Source organism: Blastococcus haudaquaticus (assembly GCF_900230285.1).
In the GTDB taxonomy this organism is placed as follows: Bacteria; Actinomycetota; Actinomycetes; order Mycobacteriales; family Geodermatophilaceae; genus Blastococcus_B; species Blastococcus_B haudaquaticus.
On record NZ_OCNK01000001.1, the window covers coordinates 638,535 to 661,443 of the forward strand.

Annotated in this window: 25 protein-coding genes; 5 read left to right on the top strand and 20 right to left on the bottom strand. The window is 75.1% G+C overall.

From position 1 onward, the window contains the following. Positions 1-29: 29 nt before the first annotated feature. Entirely contained in the window at positions 30-1,307 is a 1,278-nt protein-coding gene (locus CRP30_RS03120) for an isochorismate synthase (RefSeq protein WP_097182468.1), read from the top strand. A 24-nt stretch (positions 1,308-1,331) separates the two neighbouring features. Here CRP30_RS03120 and CRP30_RS03125 read toward each other — a convergent pair whose 3' ends face one another. The 3 genes from CRP30_RS03125 to CRP30_RS03135 form a co-directional block, all read right to left on the bottom strand. Next, complete coding sequence (locus tag CRP30_RS03125) at positions 1,332-1,514, bottom strand: hypothetical protein (RefSeq protein ID WP_097182469.1); 183 nt, start codon at positions 1,512-1,514, stop codon at positions 1,332-1,334. 87 nt (positions 1,515-1,601) lie between these two features. After that, positions 1,602-3,287, bottom strand: a complete 1,686-nt coding sequence (gene menD / locus CRP30_RS03130; protein ID WP_097182470.1) for a 2-succinyl-5-enolpyruvyl-6-hydroxy-3-cyclohexene-1-carboxylic-acid synthase — start codon at positions 3,285-3,287, stop codon at positions 1,602-1,604. Then, on the bottom strand, positions 3,284-4,204 hold the full coding sequence (locus CRP30_RS03135; RefSeq protein ID WP_097182471.1) for an o-succinylbenzoate synthase: 921 nt from the start codon (positions 4,202-4,204) through the stop codon (positions 3,284-3,286). Before CRP30_RS03135 ends, menD begins: the two co-directional genes overlap by 4 nt. Before the next feature lie 43 nt (positions 4,205-4,247). On the opposite strand from CRP30_RS03135, the gene menE reads away from it, so the two are divergent. Together menE and CRP30_RS03145 are read left to right on the top strand one after the other, a co-directional pair. Then, the gene (gene menE / locus CRP30_RS03140; protein WP_097182472.1) at positions 4,248-5,387 is read left to right on the top strand and encodes an o-succinylbenzoate--CoA ligase; all 1,140 of its coding nucleotides are present in this window, start codon (positions 4,248-4,250) and stop codon (positions 5,385-5,387) included. Next, positions 5,387-6,259 (top strand): 1,4-dihydroxy-2-naphthoate polyprenyltransferase, encoded by an 873-nt coding sequence (locus CRP30_RS03145; RefSeq protein ID WP_097182473.1) that lies wholly within the window; start codon positions 5,387-5,389, stop codon positions 6,257-6,259. Before menE ends, CRP30_RS03145 begins: the two co-directional genes overlap by 1 nt. Before the next feature lies 1 nt (position 6,260). Here CRP30_RS03145 and CRP30_RS03150 read toward each other — a convergent pair whose 3' ends face one another. Beyond that, the gene (locus tag CRP30_RS03150) at positions 6,261-6,572 is read right to left on the bottom strand and encodes a DUF4229 domain-containing protein (RefSeq protein ID WP_097182474.1); all 312 of its coding nucleotides are present in this window, start codon (positions 6,570-6,572) and stop codon (positions 6,261-6,263) included. Beyond that, positions 6,565-7,020, bottom strand: coding sequence for an Lrp/AsnC family transcriptional regulator (locus CRP30_RS03155; protein ID WP_235003132.1), 456 nt, complete (start codon positions 7,018-7,020; stop codon positions 6,565-6,567). Before CRP30_RS03155 ends, CRP30_RS03150 begins: the two co-directional genes overlap by 8 nt. A gap of 71 nt (positions 7,021-7,091) precedes the next feature. Here CRP30_RS03155 and CRP30_RS03160 point away from each other — a divergent pair, with 71 nt between their 5' ends. Further along, on the top strand, positions 7,092-7,325 hold the full coding sequence (locus CRP30_RS03160) for a hypothetical protein (RefSeq protein ID WP_097182475.1): 234 nt from the start codon (positions 7,092-7,094) through the stop codon (positions 7,323-7,325). 14 nt (positions 7,326-7,339) lie between these two features. Here CRP30_RS03160 and CRP30_RS03165 read toward each other — a convergent pair whose 3' ends face one another. The 15 genes from CRP30_RS03165 to CRP30_RS03235 all read right to left on the bottom strand — a co-directional run bounded on the left by CRP30_RS03165 (position 7,340) and on the right by CRP30_RS03235 (position 21,899). Then, on the bottom strand, positions 7,340-7,591 hold the full coding sequence (locus CRP30_RS03165) for a hypothetical protein (protein ID WP_143278390.1): 252 nt from the start codon (positions 7,589-7,591) through the stop codon (positions 7,340-7,342). A 170-nt stretch (positions 7,592-7,761) separates the two neighbouring features. Further along, a complete protein-coding gene (gene ccsB / locus CRP30_RS03170; RefSeq protein WP_200814511.1) occupies positions 7,762-8,721 on the bottom strand; it encodes a c-type cytochrome biogenesis protein CcsB in 960 nt (319 codons plus the stop codon). Then, the gene (gene resB, locus CRP30_RS03175) at positions 8,711-10,300 is read right to left on the bottom strand and encodes a cytochrome c biogenesis protein ResB (RefSeq protein ID WP_097182477.1); all 1,590 of its coding nucleotides are present in this window, start codon (positions 10,298-10,300) and stop codon (positions 8,711-8,713) included. The genes ccsB and resB overlap by 11 nt, the downstream gene beginning before the upstream one ends. Beyond that, the gene (locus tag CRP30_RS03180; protein WP_097182478.1) at positions 10,297-11,118 is read right to left on the bottom strand and encodes a cytochrome c biogenesis CcdA family protein; all 822 of its coding nucleotides are present in this window, start codon (positions 11,116-11,118) and stop codon (positions 10,297-10,299) included. Before CRP30_RS03180 ends, resB begins: the two co-directional genes overlap by 4 nt. Position 11,119: 1 nt before the next feature. Then, positions 11,120-11,692 carry a redoxin domain-containing protein gene (locus CRP30_RS03185; RefSeq protein ID WP_097182479.1) on the bottom strand — a complete coding sequence of 191 codons (573 nt, stop codon included), beginning with the start codon at positions 11,690-11,692 and terminating at the stop codon, positions 11,120-11,122. Further along, positions 11,689-12,324: a histidine phosphatase family protein gene (locus CRP30_RS03190; RefSeq protein ID WP_097182480.1), complete on the bottom strand. Its 636-nt coding sequence runs from the start codon at positions 12,322-12,324 to the stop codon at positions 11,689-11,691. The genes CRP30_RS03185 and CRP30_RS03190 overlap by 4 nt, the downstream gene beginning before the upstream one ends. After that, positions 12,321-13,688, bottom strand: a complete 1,368-nt coding sequence (gene hemL / locus CRP30_RS03195) for a glutamate-1-semialdehyde 2,1-aminomutase (protein WP_097182481.1) — start codon at positions 13,686-13,688, stop codon at positions 12,321-12,323. Before hemL ends, CRP30_RS03190 begins: the two co-directional genes overlap by 4 nt. Further along, entirely contained in the window at positions 13,685-14,176 is a 492-nt protein-coding gene (gene mce1N / locus CRP30_RS03200; RefSeq protein WP_097182482.1) for a transport-regulating membrane protein Mce1N, read from the bottom strand. Before mce1N ends, hemL begins: the two co-directional genes overlap by 4 nt. A 7-nt stretch (positions 14,177-14,183) precedes the next feature. Continuing rightward, entirely contained in the window at positions 14,184-15,191 is a 1,008-nt protein-coding gene (gene hemB, locus CRP30_RS03205; protein ID WP_200814512.1) for a porphobilinogen synthase, read from the bottom strand. After that, positions 15,188-16,735, bottom strand: coding sequence for a uroporphyrinogen-III synthase (locus tag CRP30_RS03210; RefSeq protein WP_097182483.1), 1,548 nt, complete (start codon positions 16,733-16,735; stop codon positions 15,188-15,190). The genes hemB and CRP30_RS03210 overlap by 4 nt, the downstream gene beginning before the upstream one ends. Before the next feature lie 61 nt (positions 16,736-16,796). Beyond that, the gene (hemC, locus tag CRP30_RS03215) at positions 16,797-17,738 is read right to left on the bottom strand and encodes a hydroxymethylbilane synthase (RefSeq protein ID WP_097182484.1); all 942 of its coding nucleotides are present in this window, start codon (positions 17,736-17,738) and stop codon (positions 16,797-16,799) included. Further along, entirely contained in the window at positions 17,735-19,096 is a 1,362-nt protein-coding gene (locus CRP30_RS03220) for a glutamyl-tRNA reductase (RefSeq protein ID WP_097182485.1), read from the bottom strand. The genes hemC and CRP30_RS03220 overlap by 4 nt, the downstream gene beginning before the upstream one ends. A 73-nt stretch (positions 19,097-19,169) precedes the next feature. Beyond that, on the bottom strand, positions 19,170-19,832 hold the full coding sequence (locus CRP30_RS03225) for a redox-sensing transcriptional repressor Rex (RefSeq protein ID WP_097182486.1): 663 nt from the start codon (positions 19,830-19,832) through the stop codon (positions 19,170-19,172). A 197-nt stretch (positions 19,833-20,029) separates the two neighbouring features. Continuing rightward, a complete protein-coding gene (locus CRP30_RS03230; protein ID WP_097183098.1) occupies positions 20,030-20,287 on the bottom strand; it encodes a glutaredoxin family protein in 258 nt (85 codons plus the stop codon). Continuing rightward, positions 20,280-21,899 (bottom strand): AMP-binding protein, encoded by a 1,620-nt coding sequence (locus CRP30_RS03235; RefSeq protein WP_097182487.1) that lies wholly within the window; start codon positions 21,897-21,899, stop codon positions 20,280-20,282. The genes CRP30_RS03230 and CRP30_RS03235 overlap by 8 nt, the downstream gene beginning before the upstream one ends. Positions 21,900-22,099: 200 nt before the next feature. Between CRP30_RS03235 and CRP30_RS03240 the strand changes: the two genes are divergently transcribed. Then, positions 22,100-22,909 carry a sigma-70 family RNA polymerase sigma factor gene (locus tag CRP30_RS03240; RefSeq protein WP_099459144.1) on the top strand — a complete coding sequence of 270 codons (810 nt, stop codon included), beginning with the start codon at positions 22,100-22,102 and terminating at the stop codon, positions 22,907-22,909.

Below are 22,909 nucleotides of genomic sequence, written 5' to 3' on the forward strand. Positions count from 1 at the left end.
GACGCTACCGGCCCTCCTACTCTGGAGAGGTGACCGCGGCTGCCCTGACCTCCCCGGCGGCCGCCGGTGGGTCCCCGGCGCGCACGGTGACGACGATCCGGACCGAGGCAGGCGGCGAGCTGCTCGACCGGCTCCCGGCCGAGGGCGCGCTCTCCTGGGTTCGCCGCGGCGAAGGTCTGGTCGGCTGGGGCGAGGCCGCCCGGCTCGAGGTCAGCGGACCCCGCGCCCTCGAGGAGGCCGCCGCCTGGTGGGCGGACTGGACGGAGGGACTGGACACCGACGACGAGCTCGGGATCGCCGGTTCCGGACCGGTCCTGTTCGCCAGCATCGCCTTCGACCCCGCCGCCGGGACGTCGGTGTTCGTCGTCCCCCAGGTGGTGCTGGGCCGGCGCGACGGCGTCGCCTGGCTGACGACGGTGGGCGACGTCGACCCGCGCGACGTCCTCCTGCCCGCCCAGGACGACGACGGCCCCGCGCTCCGCCTCCGCTACGCCGACGGTGCGCTCGACCCGGCCACCTGGTGTGCCGCCGTCGCCACCGCGGTCCAGCGGATCGACGCCGGGGAGCTGCAGAAGGTGGTGCTGGCGCGCGACCTGCTCGTCTCCGCCGACGCGCCTCTGGACCCGCGGCGGCTGCTCCGCAAGCTCGCCGCCCGGTTCCCCGACTGCTGGACGTTCGCCGTCGACGGCCTCCTCGGCGCCACCCCGGAACTCCTGCTCCGGCGCAGCGGACGCCGGCTGAGCGCCCGGGTGCTGGCCGGCACGGCCCCCCGCGGAGCCGGTGCCGAGGACGACCGGCTGGCCGCCGCGCTGATCGGTTCGGCCAAGGACCGCGCCGAGCACACGCTGGCCGTCGACTCGCTGGTCCGGGCGCTGGAGCCGTTCTGCGCGACGCTCGACGCCCCCGCCGAGCCCGACCTGCTCACCCTCGCGAACGTCCGCCACCTCGCCAGCGACGTCACCGGCACCCAGCGCCGCACCGGTGCCCGGGGACGGGCCGGCCTGCTGGAGCTGGTCGGCGCGGTGCACCCGACCGCGGCCGTCGGCGGCACCCCGACGCCCGATGCCGTCGCCGTCATCGCCGAGCTCGAGGGCATGGACCGCGGCCGCTACGCCGGTCCGGTCGGCTGGATGGACGCGCGCGGCGACGGCGAGTTCGGTCTGGCCCTGCGCTGCGCGGAGCTCGTCGGCGACGACAGCGCCCGGCTCTTCGCCGGCTGCGGCATCGTCGCCGGTTCGGACCCGGCGGCCGAGCTGGCCGAGACGCAGTCGAAGTTCGCCGCCTTCCAGGCAGCACTGGAAGGCTGACCTCCGGGAGCCGACCCGCGGAGTTCAGCCGCGTCGTCGACGCTCCGCCCAGGAGTAGGCCAGGTACGCGGGCCAGAGCAGGGCCGTGAAGACGACGAAGAACCACCCCATGGTGGCGTCGCCGTCGGCGAAGAAGTACACCGCGGTGCCCAGCCCCAATACGGCACCGGCCAGGCAGACGACACGGTAGGCAGACCTCGGGATCATCGGCTCGTCACGTCGGCCGACGCTCCGGCGACGCGGCCCGTCGGGCAACCGGCGGCCCGGTGAGCCACCGGATCGGGTGACGTCGGTTCAGCTCTCCAGCGCGGCGGCCGCCGCTGCGCGCAGCTCGACCGCCAGCGCTGCCTCGGCGCGCTGGTCGGTGCGGACGACGACGACGCGCGGTCCTCCGAGCGCGAGCACCGCGGGGAGGTCGTCGGCCGAGGCGAGGCGGGTGGCCGCCCAGCCGAGCGCCTCGGCGACCGCGACCAGGTCGCGTCCGTGCGGCGTCCCGAACACCCGGCGGTAGTCGCGCGCGTGCCGGTCCGCCCCCGGCTCCAACTGGGCGAAGATCCCGCCGCCGTCGTTGTCCGGGACGACGACCGTGAGGTCCGGCGCCGGCTCCCCGTCACCGACCAGCAGTCCGGTGAGGTCGTGCAGGAACGTCAGGTCACCCATCAGCGCGACGGCACGGCCGCCGTGGATCGCGGCGGCGCCGATCGCGGTCGAGATCGTCCCGTCGATACCGGCCACCCCGCGGTTGGCGAGGACGGTGACGTCCCCGCGCGGCACCGCCAGCCGGTCGACGTCGCGCACCGGCGTCGAGGAACCGAGCACCAGCAGCGCCCCGGACGGCAGCGCCGCGACGACGTCGCGCGCGAGCCGCGCAGCGGTCGGTCCCGGGGCGGCGTCGAGCGCCGCGTCGACCGCACCGCCCACTCGATCAGCCGCGGCGGCCCACTCCCGGGCCCAGGCATCGTCGACGGTGCCGCCCTCACCAGGCCCGTACGGGAGGTCGGGGCCCACGGTGGCGCTGGACCGTGCCGCATCCGGCCACCGTGGACGGCGGGTCACCGTGACCACCTCGACGGCCGGATCGGCCAGCAGCGCGGAGACCGGGCGGGAGAGGGTGGGCCGGCCCACGACGACCACGCGGTCGGGACGGTGCGCGGCCAGCCAGTCGGCAGCGCCCAGCAGCAGCGCACCGCCCCGGAGCCCGGCGGCGCCGCTGGAGGGCTCGGCGATCACCGGCCAGCCGTTGGCCCGCGCCGTGTCCGCGGCGACCCGACCCCGAAGCGGGGGCCCGTCGCCGATGACGACCAGCGTCCGCTGCCGCCAGTCGACCGGGCCGGAGCCGGCCGGCGTCCACCGCTGCGCGGCGGTCCACGGGGCGCCGCCGGGGCGCCCGGCCCAGGGACCGGCGAGCTCCGTCGCCTCGTCGTCGGGCAGCAGCGGCTCGCGGAACGCCAGGTTCAGGTGCACCGGCCCCGGGTCCGCCGACAGCGCGCCCATGGCGGTGAGCAGCGTCTTCGCGACCAGCGACCGCCAGTACCTGTTCTGCGCGGCCTCGCGGCCTGCCTCGGGGACCCCGACGTCGACCGCCCAGCGCACCGCGCCGCCGTAGAGCCCGGCCTGCTCGATCGTCTGGTTGGCGCCGGTCGCCCGCAGCTCCGGGGGCCGGTCGGCGGTGAGCGCCAGCAGCGGCACCCCGCTCGCGTCCGCCTCCAGCACCGCCGCGTGCAGGTGCGCAGCCGCCGTCCCCGACGTGGTCAGAACCGGGACCGGGCGGCCCGAGGTCTTGGCCAGACCCAGCGTTAGGAACGCCGCCGTCCGCTCGTCGATGCGCACGTGCAGCCGCAGCCGGCCGTCCCGCTCGGCGGCGGCCAGCGCGAGGGCCACGGGCGCCGAGCGCGAGCCGGGCGCCAGGACGGCGTCGGTGACGCCGCCGCGCACCAGCTCGTCGACGAGGACCCGCGCGAAGGCGGTGGACGGATTCACGCGCGCACCGCGTCCACCCGGGCGCGCCAGCGCGCGTCGGTGTCCGCGTCGGCGGCGACCGCGTCCAGCCGGTCCGGTTCCGGCCGCACCACCGGCAGGGCGCCGTCGACCGGCAGCAGCGGGGACGACGTGACGTCGTCGGTGAACAGCGCGACGGTGGCCAGGCCGCAGGCGAAGGGGAGCTCCGGTAACGCCGCCGCCAGCGCGACCCCGGCCGCGATCCCCACGGAGGACTCGAGCGCCGAGGAGACCACGCACGGCAGGCCGTGTGCCTCCGCCACCCGCAGCGCAGCGCGCACGCCGCCCAGCGGCTGCACCTTGAGGACGACGACGTCACAGGCATCGCGCAGGTCGACCCGCAGCGGGTCGGCCGAGCGGCGGACCACCTCGTCGGCCGCGACGCGCACGTCGATCCGCCGGCGCAGCGCCACCAGCTCCTCCAGGGTGGCGCAGGGCTGCTCGACGTACTCCAGACCGACCCGGTCGAGCTCGCCGATGCGGGCGACCGCTGTGTCGACGTCCCAGGCCGCGTTGGCGTCGACCCTGATCGCGCCGCCCGGGCCGAGTGCGTCGCGCACGGCCTCGACCCGCGCGAGGTCGTCGGCGGAGGTCTGACCGGGCTCGGCCACCTTCACCTTCGCCGTCCGGCAGCCCGACGCCGCGACGATGGCGTGCGCACGGTCAGCGTCGACCGCGGGAACCGTCACGTTGACCGGCACCGAGGACCGCACCGGGGCCGGCCACCCCTCGGTCGCCGCCTCCACGGCCGCGGCCCACCAGCGGCGGCTCTCGGCGACGTCGTAGTCCCAGAACGGCGAGAACTCGCCCCAGCCCGCCGGCCCGTGCACGAGCACGCCGTCCCGGACGTCGATGCCGCGGAAGCGGGTGCGCAGCGGCACCCGGTACACGGCGGTCATCACGTGCTCAATGTAGTTGGGCAGGGTCGTAGGCTTGCCCGTCGTGGGTGGTGGGCGGGCAGGCGGCACGACCAGGCACCTCACCCCCGTGCCCGCGGCCGACCTCTCCCTGGACGACGTCCGGGCCGCTCTCGCCGGCACGAGCCCGCTCGCCGTCCTGCCCGAGGGCCCGCCGGCGGTCGTGGCCGCGGCCCGGGCGGCGCTGCGGCCGGAGGAGCCGCTGGAGCCGGGCGCGGACCTGGTGGTGGTCACCTCCGGGTCCACCGGCAGCGGCCGCGCCGTCCTGCTGCCGGCCGCGGCCCTCGAGGCCTCCGCCGCCGCCACCTCCGCCCGGCTGGGTGGCCCGGGCAGCTGGCTGCTGGCGCTGCCCGTCTCGGCCGTCGCCGGGCTGCAGGTGCTGTGCCGCAGCGTCCTCGCCGGGACGCGACCCGAGACGCTCGGGAAGGGCGAGCCGCTGTCGGCGGCGGTCGGCCGCATGCCCGCCGGGCGCCGCTACACCTCGCTCGTGCCGACGCAGCTGCGCCGCTACCTGGAGGAGGAGCCGGCCGCGCTCCGCGCCTTCGACGCGATCCTGGTCGGCGGGGCGGCCACCGACCCGGCCCTGCTCGCCCGCGCCCGGGAGGACGGCGTCACCGTCGTCACCACGTACGGCATGACCGAGACCGCGGGGGGCTGCGTGTACGACGGGCGGCCGCTGGACGGCGTCCGCGTGCGCGTGACCGAGGGAGTCGAGCTGGCGGGACCCACGCTGGCGATCGGCTACCGGCTGGACCCCGCCGGCACGGAGGCGGCGTTCGCCGACGGCTGGTTCCGCACCCGGGACGCCGGGACGCTGGACGCCGACGGGCGGCTGACCGTCACCGGGCGACTGGACGAGGTCGTCATCAGCGGCGGCGTGAACGTGGCCCCCGCCGCGGTGGAGGCGGTGCTGCGCGAGCACCCCGACGTCGTCGACGCCGTGGTCTTCGGCCGGCCCGACGCGACGTGGGGGCAGCGCGTCGTCGCCGCCGTCGTCCCGGTCGCGGGTGCCCGTCCCGGCCTGCATGCCCTGCGCGGGTGGGTCGCCGAGCGGCTCGGCCCCGCAGCCGCGCCCCGGCAGCTGCACCTGCTGGAGGCGCTGCCGCTCCTGCACACCGGCAAGCCCGACCGTCGCGCGGTCGCGGCGCTCCCCCCGGAGGACTGATGGCCACCCCCGCCCAGTGGATCGCCGGCGCCCGGCCCCGCACCCTGCCGGCCGCTCTGGCGCCCGTCCTCGTCGGCACCGGGGCCGCGGTCGCCCTCGACGGCTTCGACCTGCCCGCGGCCCTGCTGGCGCTGGTCGTCGCGCTCGCGCTGCAGGTGGCCGTGAACTACGCCAACGACTACTCCGACGGCCGGCGAGGCACCGACGCCGACCGGGTGGGCCCGATGCGGCTGGTCGGATCCGGTGCAGCGACGCCCGCACAGGTCCTGACCGCGGCACTGCTGGCGTTCGGGGTGGCCGGCGTGGCGGGGCTCGCGCTGGCCGCGCTGTCGAGCTGGTGGCTGGTCGCGGTGGGCGCGGTCTGCATCGCGGCCGCGTGGACCTACACCGGCGGTCCGCTCCCCTACGGCTACCGGGCCCTCGGCGAGGTCTTCGTCTTCGTGTTCTTCGGGCCCGTCGCCGTCGTCGGCACCACTTTCGTGCAGACCGGCACGCTGCCCGGTCTGGCCTGGGCGGTGTCGGTGCCGATCGGCCTGCTCATCGTGGCGATCCTCGTGGTCAACAACCTGCGCGACCTCGCCGGGGACGCCGCCGTCGGCAAGCGCACCCTGGCCGTGCTGCTCGGCGACCGGGCGACCCGGCTGACCTACGTCGGCCTGTTCGTCGTCGCCTTCGCCGTGGTCGCCGTGGTGGGCATCGACCGCCCGTGGGTCCTGATCACGCTGCTCGCCGTCCCCCTGGCGGTGCCCCCCGCCCGCACCGTCCTCCGGGGCGGTCAGGGACCGGCGCTGATCGGTGCGCTGGCCGGGACCGGGCTGCTGACCCTCGCCACGGGGGTGCTCCTCGGCGCAGGGCTCGCCCTCAGCGGATGACCTACTCGGTGCCCCCGCTGAGCCGCGTGCGCAGGTCGGCCTTGGCGGCCTTCCGCGCGATGCTCCGGGCGGCGAGCGCCTCGGTGAGCCGGTCGCGCGAGGGCCGCAGCAGCAGGTAGGAGACCGGCATGGACAGGAGCAGGCCGAACAGCAGGCCGGGGAAGCTGCCCAGGCCGACCAGCCAGAGGACGAGCACCAGGGCGGCGGCGATGGCGAGCCGGCCGACGGTGTAGATCAGCAGCCAGGGCAGGATCCTCGGCGGTGTCGCCGGGCCCCCCGTGGGGCTGGACGGAACGGTGCTGCTGTCAGCCATGACGGCCTTCCCACTTGGTCGAGAGGACGACGGTCGTGCGGGTGCGGGCCACACCCCTGATCCGGTTCAACGCGTCGATGGTGGCCTCGAGTGCCGGGATGTCGGTCACCCGCGCCTTGATGACGTAGCCCTCGCTGCCGGCCACCCGCCAGCAGTCCTCGATGCCCGGGACCTCGCGCATGGCCGCCTCGAGGCCGGTGTCGTCGACCGAGTCGCTCTCGATCACCCCGATCAGCGCGGTGACGTCCAGCCCGACCGCCGAGGGGTCGACGACGGCGCGGTAGGCGGTGATGACGCCCGCGGCCTCGAGCTTGCCCACGCGCTCGTGCACCGCCGGCGAGGACAGCCCCACCTGGCGGGCCAGTTCGGCGTAGCTGGCACGGCCGTTCGTGCGCAGGAGGTCGATCAGCTGCCGGTCCACGGCGTCGATGGCGCGCTCTCCGTTCACCCTCGGTTCGGTTCGTTCAGCACCGAGTATCGCCGCGGACGTACATTGGTTGCGGACGAGGGGGTTCAACCGTGGTGTTCCTGGTGGTGCTCGTGATCGCGGTCGCGGTCGTCGTGCTGGTCATGCGGGCGGCTGCCGCCCCCGGGCGTGCGGGCGGAGGTCCGGGCGGAGGTCTTCGTGCGCCGCGCAGCGCGCGTCCGCCGCGGCCGCAGGCCCGTCCCCGGCCCCTGGCACCGGACGACGACCCCGAGTTCCTCCGCGAGCTCGACCGCCGCACCCGACGGGACGACGGCTCCCCCGCCTGACGCGGGGTTCTGCCTCAGGCCACCCGGCCGGCGCCGAACAGCCGGCGCCAGCTCCGGCGCGCGACCGGCTCGTGGGCCGACCCGGAGGCCGCTGCCGGGCCGGGCCGCTCCGGGGCGGCAGGCGGCAGGTCGCCCGGCCAGCCGATGCGACCACCCTCGGGTGCCGGCTCCCCCGGCCACCCGACCGGGTTCTCCGCGGCCGCCGGGTTCTCCGCGGCCGAATGGCGCGCGGCGTCGACGGGCCGATGCGTCAGTGCATCGGCCACGATCGGGTCCGACGCCCCCTCGGGCGCCGCATGCTTACCCACAGTGAACCCCCATGTGCCTGGTCGGTCGTCCGTGCCAGGGGCATGGAAGCACGGATCCGCAGGATCCGTCACCGGAGCGCGTGCGGATCTGCTCCCGCTCCGCTCACCCAGCGTGAGCGGAGCGCTGCTCAGCTGACGCCGGCGTAGCTGTGCAGGCCGGTGGACACCATGTTCACGAAGGTCAGGTTGAAGATCATCACGCCGAGACCGACGACGTTCACCCACGCCGCGGGCCGCCCCCGCCAGCCGGCCGTCGTCCGGGCGTGCAGGTAGGCGGCGTAGACGACCCAGGCGATGAACGCCCACGTCTCCTTGGGGTCCCAGCCCCAGAACCGCCCCCACGCCGCCTCGGCCCAGATGGCGCCGGCGATGACGGTGAAGGTCCAGATCGGGAAGCCGAAGACGGCCGTGCGGTGGGCCACGCGGTCCAGCACCGCCGCCCCGGGGAGCCGGGACAGCAGGCCGCCCGGCTCCTCACCGGCCGCGACCCGCTCCTCGTACCGGACCCTCACCAGGTAGAGCACGCTGGCGATGCCGCTGACGAAGAAGATGCCGAAGCCGATGATGGCCGTGCTCACGTGGATGGCCAGCCAGTACGAGCGGAGCGCCGCGACGAGCGGCCCGGCCTCGGCGTAGAGGAACAGCCCGATCAGCACCATCGCCAGCACGACGGGGGCGAGCACGAACAGCCCGATGTGGCGGAGTCCCGGGGTGCGGACCGCGAAGACGAGGTAGGCCACGACGGCGACGAGGACCGTGGCGGTCGAGAACTCGTACATGTTGCCCCAGGGCAACCGGTCGGTCGCCAGGCCGCGGGTGATCAGCACCGCGCCGTGGGCCAGCGCGCCCAGGGCCGTCAGCCCCAGGGCGATGACGCCCCAGCGGCGCCCGCGGCCGTCCTCGCCCGCTCCTGTCGTGGCCTCGGGGGAAGCAGCGGGCGGCCCGCCCGCGCCGACCAGCTCCCGCGTCCGCGTCGTCCGCCGACCGAAGGCGAGCTGGGCGCAGAAGGCGACCATCGCCAGGGAGTACAGCGCGATGCTGATCGAGAAGAGGTTGTCCGAGAGCGAGGCCAGCTGGTCAGGTGTCACGCGGGTGGTCCTCCGGTTCGGGTGCACGGGTGCCGAGCGCGGCGCCCAGGTCGTCGGTCAGTGCTGCGAACCGCGGCGCGCTCTCACCGCTGCCCCGGGTGAGCGAGGCCAGCGTCAGGACGGTACCGCCGTCGCGGGCACCGGCGACGGCCCGGGCGAAGACCCGCTCCCGGCGCAGCAGCAGCATCCCGAGCAGCCCGGTGAGCATCGCGATCGAGGAGGCCAGCACCCACACCTGCCCGGGGTCGTGGGAGAACTGGAAGGCGGCGAACTGGCGGTAGCCGGTGAAGGCGATCGTGGTGCCGTCGGGCAGCGTCATCGACTCGCCCACCGAGAGGTTGGCCGCGCCGACCTCGGTGAGGCTGCCCCGGTCGATCTGGCGGCTGTCCAGGGAGTAGACCGACTGCGGGATGCCGGAGTCCAGCCCCAGGTAGCCCTGGAACGCCTGGATCGCCACCTGCGGGGCCAGCGGACGTGGGTCCACCGACGTCAGGATCCCGCCCTGGATCAGCCCGGTCGGGGCGAAGAACCCGCGCACCGCGAGCTGGTCCTCGCCGTCCCCGCCCAGGTCGGGCACCTTGAGCGCGCCCTCGCTGGCCATCGTCGCCTGGTCCACCGGCAGGAACGGGACCGAGACGTCCTCCAGCGCGGTGCCGTCGGGCCGGGTGACGGTGAACGTGGGGCTGAAGCCGTGGCCCGTCGTGTACACGCGGTCGCCGTCGAGGCGGAGCGGCTCGTTGACCCCGATGGTCGTCGTCCGGCCCTCCTCGCCCGGTGCGCCGTAGGCGATGTCGGCGGTGAACGAGGCAGCCGTCAGGTTCTCCTCGTACTCCGCACGGAAGTCCTCGAGGTCGACGCAGAGCGGGCTCAGGTCGCCGCTGTCGACCAGCGGACCCGAGGAGTGCGTGTCGTACTGCTGGAAGGAGTTGCAGAAGCCCTGGCCCTCGGTGACCAGGATGCTGCCCTCGTAGCCCCAGAGCTTCCCGCCGGCCAGCCCCAGCAGCAGGGCGATCAGCGAGAGGTGGAACAGCAGGTTGCCGGTCTCCTTGAGGTAGCCCTTCTCCGCCGAGAGCTCCCCCTCCCGGCGGACGACGCGGAAGCGGCGCACCCGCAGCTCCTCCTCGACCACGTCGAGGGCCTCGGGACCGGTCAGCTGCGTGCTCAGCGTTCCCGAGTCGGGCAGCCGCAGCAGGTTGCGTGGTGCCGGTGGCGGAGCCGCGCGCATGGCACGGAAGTGCTCGAGTCCCCGGGGCAGCACGCAGCCGATCAGCGAGACGAACAGCAGCAGGTAGACCGCGGCGAACCACGGCGAGCTGAAGACGTCGAAGAGGAACAGCCGGTCCAGCCACGGCGCGAGGGTCGGGTGGTCGGTGAAGTACTGGCGGACGTTGTTCTGGGACAGCGAACGCTGCGGCAGGAGGGACCCCGGGACGGCGGCGAGCGCCAGCAGGAACAGCAGCACGATGGCAGTGCGCATGGCCGTCAGCCGCCGCCACCAGCGCAGCAGCAGCCCGGTCGCCCGCCGCGGAGCCGAGGGGACCGGCGCCGCCGGCGGCCGCGGTGGGGCGATGGTGCTCACAGCGCCGACTCCCCGAACCCGGTCGTGGCCAGCCAGGAGCGCAGCCACTGCATCATCTCGGTCCACGCGCCGGTGAGCAGCAGCAGGCCGACCAGCACCAGCACCGCGCCGCCGAACCGGGTCACCGAGCGGGCATGCCGCCGGAGGAACGAGGTGGCACCGATCGCCCACCGCGCGCCGAGGGCGACGAGCACGAAGGGGACGCCGAGCCCGATGCAGTACGCGACGCTGAGGATCGCCCCCCGGGTGGCCGTGGCCTCGGAGAAGGCGAGCGAGTAGACCGCCGACAGCGTCGGCCCGAGGCACGGGGTCCAGCCGAGGCCGAAGACGATTCCGAGCAGGGGCGCCCCTGCCAGACCCGCCACCGGCCGGGCGGACAACCGCGTGGTGCGCTGGAGCAGCGGCAGCCAGCCCAGGAAGGCCAGGCCGACCACGATGGTGACGACGCCGAACACACGGTTGAGGACGTCGGAGTACTGGAGCATCAGCCGGCCCAGCCCCCCGAAGGCGGCCCCGAACGCCACGAAGACCGCGGTGAAGCCGAGGACGAAGAGGAGCGCGCCCAGCACCATGCGACCGCGCGGGGTGACGTCGGTGCGGACCGCCTGCCCCGTCCGCAGAGCCGTCCCACCGGACCCGGACGGGCGGGCGGCCGCGGAGGCACCCGTCCCGACCAGCCCGGTGACGTAGGAGAGGTAGCCGGGCACCAGCGGCAGGACGCACGGCGAGGCGAAGCTGATCAGGCCGACCAGCGCGGCGACGGCGGCCGCCACGAGCAGCGGGCCGTCCGTGACGAGCCCGGCGAAGGTCTCTCCCACGTCAGGCCTCCTCCAGCACCCGGTCGAGCACCCGCCGGAGGTCCTCCTGGGAGACCTCGCCGGTGTAGACCGCCGCCACGCGCGACTCCCGGTCCAGCACGATGGTGGACGGGATCGCGTTTGCCGGATAGTCCCGGAACGCCAGCGCGACCTCGCCGCGCGGGTCGTAGAGCGACGGGAACGTGATGCCGAAGCGCTCGACGAAGGCCAGGGCGAACTGCTCGTCGGTCTCCTTCACGTTCAGGCCGAGGAACTGCACTCCGTCGTCCTCGAGGTCGGCGTGGACCTCCTGGAACTCCGGCGTCTCCACCCGGCAGGGGGCGCACCAGGACCCCCAGAAGTTCAGCACGGCGACGTCCCCGGCGAGCTCCGCGGACGAGAAGCTCGCGCCGCCCAGCAGCGTGCCGGCGAACTCGGGCGCGGTCGCGCGCTCCCCGGGCGGGATGACCTCGCCCGACGGCGTCGCCTCGACGAACCGGAACTCGCCGCCGTCGTTGACGTCGACGGCGTCGGAGCCGGAGGTGCACCCGGCGAGGACCAGGGCCGCGAGCACCGCGGGGACCAGTCGTCTCATGCGCCGGGCACCGCGTCGGGATCGGTGGCGCCGGCGGGCTCGGCGTAGCCGACGCCGACGACCCGGTCGCCGTCGTAGGTGAGCGACGTGACGCTGGCCAGCCCGCACTGCCGGCGGCGCGGGTCGTGCAGGTACCGGCGTCCCTCCACGTGCAGCCGCACGGTCCAGATGGGCAGCTGGTGGCTGACGATGACGGCCTCGTGACCACGGGCGGCGTCCCGGGCGCCCTCGACGGCGGCGAGCATGCGGGCGGCGATCTGCACGTAGGGCTCACCCCACGACGGCTCGAACGGGTTGCGCAGCCGCCACCAGTTGCGCGGGGCCCGGAAGACCCCGGCACCGCCGGCGACCTTCATCCCCTCGAAGGCGTTGCCGGCCTCGATCACCCGCTCGTCGATCTGCACGGGCAGCGACAACATCGACGCGGTCGGGGCGGCCGTCTGCTGCGCCCGCTCGAGGGGGCTGGAGACGAGGTGGACGACGTCCTTGCCGACGAACCACTCCGCGGCCGCCAGCGCCATCGCCTCGCCCGTCGTGGACAGCCGGTAGCCCGGCAGCCGGCCGTAGAGGACACCCTCGGGGTTGAACACCTCGCCGTGGCGGAGGAGGTGGACGACGGTCCTGTCGCTCATGACGACCGCTCGCTGGCGAGCTCACCGCGGTGGTGGTCGCTCGTTTCCGCGGCGGCGCGGGCGGCGGCGGGCAGCGCCTCGAGCACGCGGTCGAGAGCCTCTCCCCGCAGCGCCGCGTTGACGAACCAGGACTCGAACGCCGACGGCGGCAGGTAGACGCCGCGGGCGAGGAGGGCGTGGAAGAAGGCGGTGTACCGGCCGACGTCCTGCGTCTTCGCGTCGTCGAAGTTCCGCACCTGACGCTCGTCGGGCACGAAGAAGATCGAGAACATCGAGCCGGCCTGCTGCACGCGGTGCGGCACACCGGCGGCGAACAGCGCGGCGCTCGCGGCCCCGCGCAGGACGGCGGCGACCTCGTCGCACCGCGCGTAGACCTCGTCGGTGCAGTTCCGGAGCGTGGCCAGCCCGGCGGCGACCGCCACCGGGTTCCCCGACAGCGTGCCCGCCTGGTAGACCGGCCCGAGCGGAGCCAGCTGGTCCATGAGGTCGGCGCGGCCGCCGAAGGCAGCGGCCGGCAGCCCGCCGCCCATCACCTTGCCGAAGGTGAACAGGTCGGCGTCGACGGGGTCGAGGCCGTACCAGCCCGACCGCGAGACGCGGAAACCGGTCATCACCTCGTCGAGGATCAGCAGCGCGCCGTGCGCCGCGGTGATCCGGCGCAGTTCCGCGTTGAAGCCGTCCAGCGGCGGGACGACGCCCATGTTGCCCGCGGCCGCCTCGCTGATGACGCAGGCGATCTCGCTGCCGCGCTCGGCGAACACGGCCTCGACGGCGGCGACGTCGTTGTAGGGCAGGACGACGGTGTCGGCGGCGGCACCGGTGGTCACGCCGGGGGTGTCCGGCAGGCCCAGGGTCGCCACCCCCGAGCCGGCGGAGGCGAGCAGCGAGTCGACGTGGCCGTGGTAGTTGCCGGCGAACTTCACGACCAGCGGCCGGCCGGTGGCCCCGCGGGCCAGCCGGACGGCGGAGAGCACGGCCTCGGTGCCGGAGTTGACCAGCCGGACCTTCTCGACCGGGGCCATCCGGTCGCGGATCTCCTCGGCGAGGTCGAGCTCGCCCTCGGTCGGTGCGCCGAAGGAGAGTCCCCGCCGGGCCGCCGTCGTCACCGCCTCGACGACGGCGGGGTGCGCGTGCCCCAGGATCATCGGCCCCCAGGAGCTGACCAGGTCCACGTAGCGCCGTCCGTCGGCGTCGGTGATCCAGGGACCGGAGCCCTCGACCATGAACCGCGGCGTCCCCCCGACGGCACGGAAGGCCCGGACGGGGCTGTTCACGCCACCCGGGATGATCTCCTGCCCCCGGGCGAAGAGGTCGGCCGAGGCCGGGGCCTCGTAGGGATAGGCGGAGCTGTCCAGCGAGGTCACCGGCCCAGTGTCCCCTCTGGACCTGGGTGCCCGCCGGTGGTGTCGGACACGCGGGTCACGAGCGCCTCGTGGAGCGCGGCGGGGTCGCGGGTGGGGACGAGCACCGTCCGCCCGTCGGTCAGCCGGAGCGGCAGCCCGGTACGCCCCCGGGGCAGCGACCAGCCGCCGCCGAGCACCGGTGCACCCGCGTCGACGCCGGAGTCCACGGCCCGCAGGTGCTCGGCGTCGATCTGCGCCAGCGGCACCCGCTCCCGCCCGACGGTCAGCGCGGCGTCGTCCGCCCGCACCGTCCAGACCCGCCGGGCGGAGACGCAGCCCATGGCCACGATGGCCAGCACGACGACCAGCGCCGGCCAGCCGAACCACGGCAGGTCCTGGCCGGGGAGCAGGAGCTCGAGCACGACGAACACCGTCACCGCGGCGGCCACCATCCAGAACGGCCGCCAGGTGCCCCCGTGCTCCGTGTACTCCCCCTGCGGCCCGTCCATCGCCGGATCAGGCGCGCGACAGCAGCCGCGCGGCCTCGACCGCCCAGTAGGTCAGGACGGTGCCGGCACCCGCGCGGCGGATGGCGGTCAGCGTCTCCAGGATCGCCCGCTCGCGGTCGATCCAGCCGTTGGCGGCGGCCGCCTCGACCATCGCGTACTCGCCGCTCACCTGGTAGGCGCTCACCGGCACGTGCACCGCGTCGGCGACCCGCGTGATGATGTCCAGGTAGGGCAGCGCGGGCTTCACCATGACGGCGTCGGCACCCTCGGCCAGGTCCTGGGCCACCTCGCGCAGCGCCTCGTCGGCGTTGGGCGGGTCCATCTGGTAGGTCGAGCGGTCGCCGAACTGCGGCGCGCCCTCGGCCGCCTCGCGGAAGGGTCCGTAGAAGCCGCTCGCGTACTTGGCGGCATAGGCCAGGATCGGCGTCTCGGAGTAGGCGGCGCCGTCCAGGGCCTTCCGGATCGCCGCGACCTGGCCGTCCATCATCCCGCTGGGGGCGATGACGTGGGCGCCGGCCTGCGCCTGGGCGATCGCCACGGCCGCGTAGCGGTCGAGCGTCGGGTCGTTGTCGACGACGCCTGCCGGGGTGACCACGCCGCAGTGCCCGTGGTCGGTGTACTCGCACAGGCACAGGTCGGCCATGAGGACGGGCTCGTCACCGAGGTCGGCGCGCAGCTGCTGCAGCGCGACGTTGACGATCCCGTCGGCCGCATCGGCCTGCGAGCCGACCGGGTCCTTCTCGCCGGGGATGCCGAACAGCATCAGCCCGCCGATGCCGGCCTCGGCCGCCTCGTGCGCGGCCTTCCGCAGGGAGTCGAGCGTGTGCTGGACGACGCCGGGCATCGAGCCGATCGCGACCGGCTCGTCGATGCCCTGCTTGACGAAGACCGGCAGCACGAAGTCCGCTGCGGCCAGCCGGGTCTGCGCGGTCAGGCGCCGGAGCGCGGGCGTCGACCGGAGCCGACGCCCGCGGGCGAAGCCTGGGTTTCCCCCGTCCAGCCCGCCGGAACTCACTTCTCGGCCCCGTCCTCCGCTGCCTGGCGCAGGGAGTCGGCGTACTCGGCGAGCGCGTCGACCAGCGGGCCCACCGCCGCGGTCTCCGGCTGCACGTCGACCCGCAGGCCGAACTCCTGGGCGCTGGCGGCCGTGGCCGGGCCGATGACCGCGACGACGGTCTTCGCGTGCGGCTTGCCCGCGATGCCGACGAGGTTGCGCACGGTGCTCGACGAGGTGAAGCACACGGCGTCGAAGCCGCCGCCCTTGATGGCCTCGCGGACCGAGGCGGCCGGCGGGGCGGCCCGGACGGTGCGGTAGGCCGTGACGTCGTCGATCTCCCAGCCGCGCTCCTTGAGCCCGGCGGCGAGGGTCTCGGTCGCGATGTCGGCGCGGGGCAGCAGCACCCGGTCGATCGGGTCGAAGACGTCGTCGTAGGGCGGGAAGTCGGCCAGCAGGCCCTGGCTGGACTGCTCGCCCGCGGGCACCAGCTCCGGCTGGATGCCGAACGCACGCACGGCCTCGGCGGTCTGCTCGCCGACGCACGCGACCTTGACGCCGGCGAAGGCGCGGGCGTCCAGGCCCAGCTCGGCGAACTTCTCGCGGACGGCCTTCACGGCGTTGACCGACGTGAACACGATCCAGCCGTAGCGGCCGGTGACCAGACCCTTGATCGCGCGGTCCATCTGCGCCGGGCTGCGCGGGGGCTCCACGGCGATGGTCGGCACCTCGACCGGGACGGCGCCGTAGGCGCGCAGCCGGTCGCTCATCTCGCCGGCCTGGTCCTTGGTGCGCGGCACCAGCACGCGCCAGCCGAACAGCGGCCGGCTCTCCCACCAGGACAGCCGGGCCCGCTTGTCGACGGTGCTGCCGACCGTGGCCACGACCGGGCCGCTGAACGAGTCCAGTCCGGCGGTCTTCTCCGCGACCGCGGCCAGCTTGGCGACGACGCTCTTCTGCGCCGTGCCCGAGCCGCCGGTGGTGACGACGACGGGGGTGCTGCCCGACAGGCCGCCCTCGACCAGCCGGGCGGCGGCGTCGGGGAGGTCCTCGGCCGTGCCCTGGAGGACCAGGGTGCCGCCGGTGGAGGAGGTCGCGGCGGCCAGGGCCGTCACGTCGACGCCGCTGCGCAGGTCGGCGGTGACGGCGGTGCCGCCCATGGCGACACCGGCGTACGCGGGGACGGCGGTCGAGGTGGCCACACCCGGCACGACGTCGAAGGGCACGGAGGTGCGGCCGACAGCCAGCACCTCCTTGACCACGGCGTCCGCGGTGTAGGGGTCACCGGCGACCAGCCGGACGACGACCGCGCCCTTCTTGGCGGCCTCGACGGCGGCCTTCGCCACCTCGGCCGGCTCGCCGACGGCCGGGGCCAGCTCCGTGTCCGGCGATGCCTCCCGGACGGCGTCCTGGACGGCCGGGGAGACGTCCGGGTCGACGAGGACGAGTGCCGCCTCGGCCAGCGCCGCGGTCGCCCGGGCGGTGAGCATGCCGGGGTCACCCGGGCCTGCTCCGACGAAGACGACCCGGCCGGCGTGGCCTGCGGTCTTGCGGAAGCGCGTCATCGCGTGCTCCTGATCCTGGCCCGACGGGCCTGTTGTGCGGGGGTCTGAACGGGGAGGCGGGTCACGGTGTGACCGCCATGAGCGCCGCGGCGCCCCTGTCGAGCAGTTCCGCGGCGAGAGCGCGGCCGAGGGCCGAGGCGTCACCGGGTGCACCGCTCACCGAGCCGCGGACGGCGTCGCTGCCGTCGATCGCGGTCACGGACGCGCGGAGGAACAGTTCGGGACCGTGCTCGCCCTCGGCCACCTCGGCGTAGGCGGCCACGGGGGCGCTGCAGCCGGCCTCGAGTGCGGCGAGGGTGCTGCGCTCGGCCTGCACGCAGGCGCGTGCCGAGACGTCCTCGAGCCGGCCGACGAGCTCCCGGGTGCGGGCATCGCCGGCGCGGCACTCCACGGCCAGGGCGCCCTGGGCGGGAGCCGGCAGCACCTGCAGCGGATCGAGGGTCTCGGTGATGGCGTCGAGCCGGCCCAGGCGGGACAGCCCGGCGCGCGCCAGGACGACGGCGTCGAGATCTCCCGGCGCGACGCGGCCCATGCGGGTGTCCACGTTGCCGCGGATCGGGACGACGTCCAGCCCGAGCCCGAGGGCCCGGAGCTGAGCCACCCGGCGGGGTGCGCCCGTGCCGATCCTGGCGCCGGGGGGCAGCTCGCCGAGGGTGAGGCCGTCCCGGGCCACCAGCGCGTCGCGCGGGTCCTCGCGCCGGGGCACCGCCGCGATCGTCAGGCCGGGCTCGGGTGCGGTCGGCAGGTCCTTGTAGCTGTGCACCGCGAGGTCGACGGTGCCCTCGAGCAGCGCGCGGCGGATCGCGGCCACGAACACCCCGGTGCCGCCCAGCTGCGCGATGGCCGCCGAGGAGCGGTCGCCCTCGGTGACGATGGGGACCAGCTCGACCGCCGCGCCGGTCGCCGCGGTGATCGCGTCGGCGACCGCCTGGGACTGGGTGCGTGCCAGCGCGCTGCCCCGGGTGCCCAGGCGCAGCGTCGCGGTGACGGTGGCGGTGGTCACGACGCCTCTCCCGTCCGCAGCTCCGGGTCGACGCGGACGGCGTCCGACAGCGTGGTCTCGCCCACGCTGACGGGGGCGTCGATGCCGAGGCCGAAGAGCGCACGCAGCGCACCGGCGTAGTCGGTCTCCCCCGGGGTGGCCGCCAGCTCCTTCACCCGCACGGTCGGCTCGTGCAGCAGCTTGTCGACGACGCGGCGGACGGTGCGGGCGATCTCGCCGCGCGCGCGGGCGTCGAGGTCGGGCAGCCGGGTGGACAGCCGCAGCAGTTCGGCGTCGACCACCTCGGCCGCCTGGCTGCGCAGCGCCGACACCGTCGGGGCCACCTCGGCGGCCTGCCGCTCGGCGCGCAGCAGGGCGGTCTCGGCCTCCACCAGGGCGTGCGCGGCGGAGATGTCGTCGGCCGCGACCGGCCCGGCGGTGGGCCGACCGGGCGTCGACGAACGCTCCCCCTGCAGAAGAGCGAGGTCGACCACGTGGACGCCCGGCAGCGCCCCGACTCCCGGGTCGACGTCCCGGGGCAGGGCGAGGTCGACCACCACGAGCGGGCGGTCACCGCGGCCGCGCATGGCCTCGGCGACGACGTCGGTGGACACGACCAGACCGGTCGCGCCGGTGCAGGTGACCAGCACGTCGGCCAGGGGCAGCTCCGCCGGCAGCTCGTCGAGACGAGCGGCGCGGCCGTCGACCGCGTCGGCCAGCCGGGCCGCGTGCGCCTCGGTCCGGGTGCTGACGACCACGGAGGCGCCGCGTCGGGCGAGGGTCGTGGCGGCGAGGGCGCCCATCGACCCGGCACCGACCACGAGGACGGGACGGCCGGTCAGGCTGCCGATGACGTCCTCGGCGCGGTCGAGGGCGACCGACACGAGCGAGGCGCCGGCGCGGTCGATCCCGGTCTCGGTGTGCACGCGCTTGCCGACCCGCAGGGCGCGCTGGGCCACCGGGTGCAGCGCTCGCCCGACGGTGCCCTCCTCGCGGGCGAGTGCGTAGGCGGCGCGCAGCTGACCGAGGACCTGGGTCTCGCCCACGACCATCGAGTCCAGGCCGGAGGCGACCGTGAACAGGTGGGCCACGGCCTGGTCCTCGTAGTGCACGGTCACGTACGGGGAGAGCTCCTCGACCGTCGCGCCGGCCTGGCGGGCCAGCACCCGGCTGACGTCGGTGACGCCACCGTGGAACTTCTCGACCTCGGCGAAGACCTCGATGCGGTTGCACGTGGCGAGGACGAGCGCCTCGGTGACGTGGTCGCTCTCCACCAGCTCGTGCAGCGCCTTCACCCGGTCGTCGGGACCCATGGCGAACTGCTCGAGCAGCGCCACCGGTGCGGTCTGGTGGGACACGCCCACCGCCAGCAGACTCATGAGTCCTCCTCGCCGGCGCTCGTCGGCCGCATTCGCCGACTCGCTCTGTTCACGGCGGAACTCGCAAGCTCGTTCACGCTGGCTCCTCGACCGGGGACACCAGGCGCTGCTGTCCCAGGAACGCCAGCACCTGCAGCTCCACCGACAGGTCGACCTTGCGGACGTCGACCCCGGGGGGCGCGGAGAGGGTGACCGGCGCGAAGTTCAAGATGCTCCTCACCCCGGCCGCGGCCAGCCGGTCGCAGACCGACTGGGCCACCTCGGCCGGTGTCGTGATGACGCCGATGGAGGCCTGCGTCGCCGCGACGACCTCTTCGAGCTCGTCCATCGGGCGCACGGTGTGACCGCCGATGCGCTGACCGACGCGGGCCGGGGCGGCGTCGAACAGGCCGACGAACTCGAACCCGCGGGATCCGAAGCCGGCGTAGTCCGACAGCGCCGAACCCAGGTTGCCGATGCCGACCAGCACGCACGGCCGTGAGCGCTCCACCCCCAGCACGCGGGAGATGCGGTCGCGCAGGGTGCGGACCTCGTAGCCGACGCCGCGGACGCCGCAGGGGCCGAGGTGGGAGAGGTCCTTGCGGAGCCCGGCGGGGTTGACCCCGGCCGCCGCGGCCAGTTCACCGGATGCCACGGTGCTCCGGCCGCCGTCGGCCAGAGCGGTCAGCACCCGGAGGTAGACGGCCAGGCGGGCGACGGTGGCCTCCGGGATCGTCCGGGGCCGCGGCTGGATCACGGGCTCTCCACAGCGGTCGCGCCCGGATGACAGGGCGCGGGGATCAAAGGAACGCGGGCGTCACTCGCCCGCGTTCGCCACGGTAGCCGCTTGTGAACGCAGGAACAAAGTCGCCGGAACCCGTTCGGGGCCCTGACCGGCCCGAACGGCCCTCGCTGTGTCCGAGACCACCGTAACGACCCCGCTCATACCCCCCGTCAGGGGGTCGGCAGCCCGAGATCCCGTCGCAACCGGACGACGTCGACGGTGAAGTAGGAGTGCTCCCTGCCGTCGAGCAGGACGACCGGGACGCGGTCGCCGTACTCGGCGCGGAGCTCCGGGTCCTCGTCCACGTCGACGAGCTGCGGGGTGAGGCCGGCCTCGGCACCGACCCGGGTGACGGTCTCGGCCGCCGTCTCGCACAGGTGGCAGCCGGCCCTCGTGAGCAGCTGGAGGCGCGCCGTCGGCTCAGGCACCGGCGCCGACACCCACTTCCTCGGCGGTCCCCTCTCCTCCGCCTCCGCCTCCGCCTCCGCCGTCGCCGTCGCCGTCGCCGGTGAGCCCGAGCTCCCGCAGGCGCGCCCGGCTCACCTTGCCGGTCAGCGAGTGCGGCAGCGCGGACAGGAAGTGGACGGAGGTAGGCACCTTGTAGCGGGCCAGGGACTCCGCGGCGTGCGCCTGCAGCTCCTCGAACGTCAGCTCCGCGTCGGGCCGCACGACGACGACCGCCCGGACGGCGGCACCGGTGCGGGGGTCCGGCACCCCGATCACGGCGCTCTCCGCGACGGCGGGGTGGGCGTCGAGGACCCGCTCCACCTCCGCGGGGTAGACGTTGAAGCCGCTCACCAGGATGAGGTCGCTGCGGCGGTCGACCAGGTGCAGGTCCCCGTCGGCGTCCCGGTAGGCCAGGTCGCCGGTGCCCAGCCACCCGTCGGCGTCGGGACCGTCGGCACCGTCGGGCCAGTACCCGGCGAACAGGTTCGCCCCGCGGATCCAGATCTCGCCGGGGCCCTCCTCCATGTCATCGTCGTGGTGGTCATCCCCGTTCGCGGAGTCCTTGTCGCCGACGTCGCCGGCGTCCTCGGTGGCCGCGGTGTCGCGCAGGACGAGCTCCACACCGGGCAGCGGGCCGCCGATGCAGTTGGGCTTGGCCCGCCCGGTGGTCAGCGTGCTGGCCACCACGGGTGAGGCCTCCGTGAGGCCGTACCCCTCCCAGACGGTGACCGCGGCCCGGTCGCGCATCTCCCTCCAGACGTCGACGGGGAGCGGAGCCGCACCCGAGGACGCCATGCGCATCGCCGCGAAGCCCCGGCGCAGCTCGGCGTCGTTGCCCAGCGCGTCGGCCGCGGCCAGCCAGGCCTGGAACATCGGCGGGGCACCCGGCACCGCCGTCACGTGCTCCTCGGCCATGAGGGCGAGCGACGACCGCGGGTCGAAGGTCTCCTGCAGCACGGCGCAGGCACCCGTGGCGGCGACCAGGCCGAAGCCCGCGTTGAGGCCGTAGACGTGGAAGAGCGGCAGGACCAGGAGGACCCGGTCGTCCTCGCGGACCGGCGGGGGTGTCATGGCCAGGCACTGCTCGTGGTTGGCGCGCATGGCCGCCGCGGTGAGGATCGCACCGCGGGGGCGGCCCGTCGTGCCACTGGTGTACGCCAGGAAGGACGGTCCCGCCGGGTCGACCGCCACCGCGGGCGGCGGCCCCTCGGCGTCGGGCGGGCCGACGCACACCGGAACGCCGGCGACGGGCTCCCGCTGCGCGCCGGTCACGAACAGCGCGGCCCCGGAGTCGGTGAGGACGTACTCGAGCTCGGGGTCGGTGTACGCCGTGTTGACCGGCACGACGACCAGACCGGCGCGCAGCGCGCCGAGGGCGGCGCGCAGCCAGTCCAGTCCGTTCGGGAGCTGCACGGCCACCCGGTCGCCGGCGGTGAGCTCGCGGGCGGCGAATCCGGCGGCCGCACGGTCGACGGCGGCGTCCAGCTCCGCCCAGGTGAGGCGCTGGTCGCCGGCCACCACCGCGGGCGCGTCGGGCCGTCGGCGGGCGGCTGACCCGACGAGCTCGGCCAGCGTCGTGCCTGCCTCTTCCACGATCTCCTCCGTTGGAGCTGGTCTGGTCGGCCGGCCCCGGAAGGCACGTCGCGGTGCGTTCCGGCAAGCTGGCGTGGACGGGCTGGGGCGATGTTGTCACCATGGGGCCGGCCCTGCAGCATCGCGCGCCCGTTCCCCGCCGGGCGCGTCGGGGGAAGATGGTCCAGGTAGGCGGGCCGACGAGGAGGTCGATCGCCCGCATGGCCCAGCCCCTGGACGCCGAGCGGTTCCCCGCCGCCGCACCCCCGACGGCGTCCCCGGTCCCGTCGCGGCGTCCCTCGCCCCGGCCGCGTCCCACCCCGGGCCCCTCGCCGGCGGCGCGCCCCACCCCGTTCCCCCGGGCCAGCGCCGAGCACCTCCCGGCAGAGCCGCTCAACATCGCCGCCGACGTCCCCGACACGATCGAGGAGGACGTCGCCGACGAGGTGGCCGCGCTGGAGGCAGGCCTCGCGCCCGCGCCCGACGGTGTGGACGTCTGGGGCCTGGTGGCCCGGGCGCAGGAGGGCGATGCCGAGGCGTTCGGGCTGCTCTACGACCACTACGTCACGACGGTGCACCGCTACGTCTACTACCGGGTGGGCGACCGGGCGACCGCGGAGGACGTCACGAGCGAGACGTTCGTGCGGGCCCTCCGCCGGATCGACTCCCTGTCCTTCCAGGGCCGCGACGTCGGCGCCTGGCTGGTCACCATCGCCCGCAACATCATCCGCGACCACGTGAAGAGCAGCCGCTACCGGCTGGAGGTCACCACCGCGGACATGCGCGACGCCGACCGGGCCACCGACGGGCCCGAGGACGCCGTGGTGCAGCACCTCACCAACCGGGAGCTCCTGGCCTGCGTGCAGCAGCTGGGCAGCGAGCAGCAGGAATGCATCGTGCTGCGTTTCATCCACGGCCTCTCGGTGTCCGAGACCGCCGAGATCATGGGCAAGAAGGACGGCGCCATCAAGGCGCTGCAGCACCGCGCGGTCCGCCGTCTCGCCGGCCTCCTCCCGGACGGTCTGCGATGA